At 62.7% G+C, this 1,398-nt stretch carries 2 protein-coding genes; both read right to left on the bottom strand.

Annotated features, from left to right (window positions below; all coding sequences use genetic code 11):
* Positions 1-195: 195 nt before the first annotated feature.
* Positions 196-609, bottom strand: a complete 414-nt coding sequence (locus ACY45C_RS11410) for a WD40 repeat domain-containing protein (RefSeq protein WP_462187592.1) — start codon at positions 607-609, stop codon at positions 196-198.
* A gap of 59 nt (positions 610-668) precedes the next feature.
* On the bottom strand, positions 669-971 hold the full coding sequence (locus ACY45C_RS11405; RefSeq protein ID WP_462187591.1) for a DUF6342 family protein: 303 nt from the start codon (positions 969-971) through the stop codon (positions 669-671).
* Between the last annotated feature and the right edge of the window lie 427 nt (positions 972-1,398).

Genomic DNA, 1,398 nt, shown 5'->3' with positions numbered 1-1,398 from the left:
GCCACCATCGCCGCGATCAACAAATGGCTGCCCCGATGAACTTCCCAAACAGGCCCTAGTAGCGTGCAGCTCCCGCGACTGTTGCGAAATCGGACCATTGGCAGCGGCCACCGGGTTGTCCGCAGGTGGAGTGCCCCGGATCCGGGACACTTACGGCACCCACAGGTCCCAAGCGTTCACAGGTCCCGGACTCGCTCACAGGTCCCAGAGGACGGTGACGCGGTCGGCGCCGGCGGTGGCCAGCAGGGTGCCGTCCGGGCTGAACGCCACCGCCCGCGCCCACTGCTGGTTGATCCGCCGGCCGTAGCCGACGGCGGCGACGAGCCGCGGCGGGTCGGGGAACGCCAGCTGCCACAGCCGGACGGTGGTGTCGGTACCCCCGGTGGCGACCAGCGGCATCGTCGGGCTGAACGTGACGCTCATCGGGTGGCCGCTCTTTTCCTTCACCGCCTTGAGGGGCCGGTCAGGGATGCAGGTGTAGACGTACCACTGGTTCGTGCCTCGCTTGCGGCGCCGCTGGATGCGGAACCCCAGGAAGTCGAACCCGTCGCTCGTGTGCACTACCCGGGTCTTGGCTGCTGACAGCCGCAGACCCAGCGGGGCGAGCACGGCAGCGACGTCCGTGCCGGGGTGGGCGCGGCGGCGCCGGCCCACCCCGAGCTGTCGGGCTACTCGTAGGACAGGTTCGACTGCCCTTCGATCACGCGGCCAGCGATGTAGAGGTCTCCGTTGGAGTCCAGTATTGCGATGATCTTTTTCTGGTTGCCGTGGTGGGTCGTGAAGAAGATCTTGTCGGCTTCCTGGGAGGTGGAGTAGTTTGTGTTGACCGAGAGTTCGATGCTCACCGGCGAGCTGATGATCACATCCTTCTTGGGCGAGTTCGGGTAATTCTGGTTCTGCCTCAACCTGATTCGGCCGTGGGTGTCGCCCTCATCCCAGTCCGCGGCCAATCCGAGGTCAATTTCCGCCATGGTCTTCTCCATTCTATTTTGTGTGGGAAACCTCTCCTGGCTGGAGTAGGTTTGTATGGTTTCGAGAAAAACCTGGCCATCGGCAAACAGGAGTCAGCAGGAGGCATCTCTGCGTGTGCCGGCGTGGAGAGAACACCGCACGTTCCGGCCGGAATTTTCTCGACTGCCGGCCGCACTCCTGGCCAATTTTTCTACCCGATCGGACCAGTAAACGGGTGCGTGGACGTCTCAATAGACAGGAACGATCGCTTCCTTGATCTCCGTATTCCCTGTTCCGGATGGGGCCGTTCAACCATCCGAGTCACAGGCATGAGCGCCACAACACCTCTCCCCCCAGAGCTAGTGATGGAATCGCACCTCGCGTACGTAGCGTCACATGCCGGAGACGGTGGCGCGCGGATATTACCTAAATATATCAACCCAGTTA

Source organism: Frankia sp. CcWB2, assembly GCF_977927585.1.
Note: the sequence above shows the minus strand (reverse complement) of the source record. Positions and strands in the feature narration are given on the sequence as shown.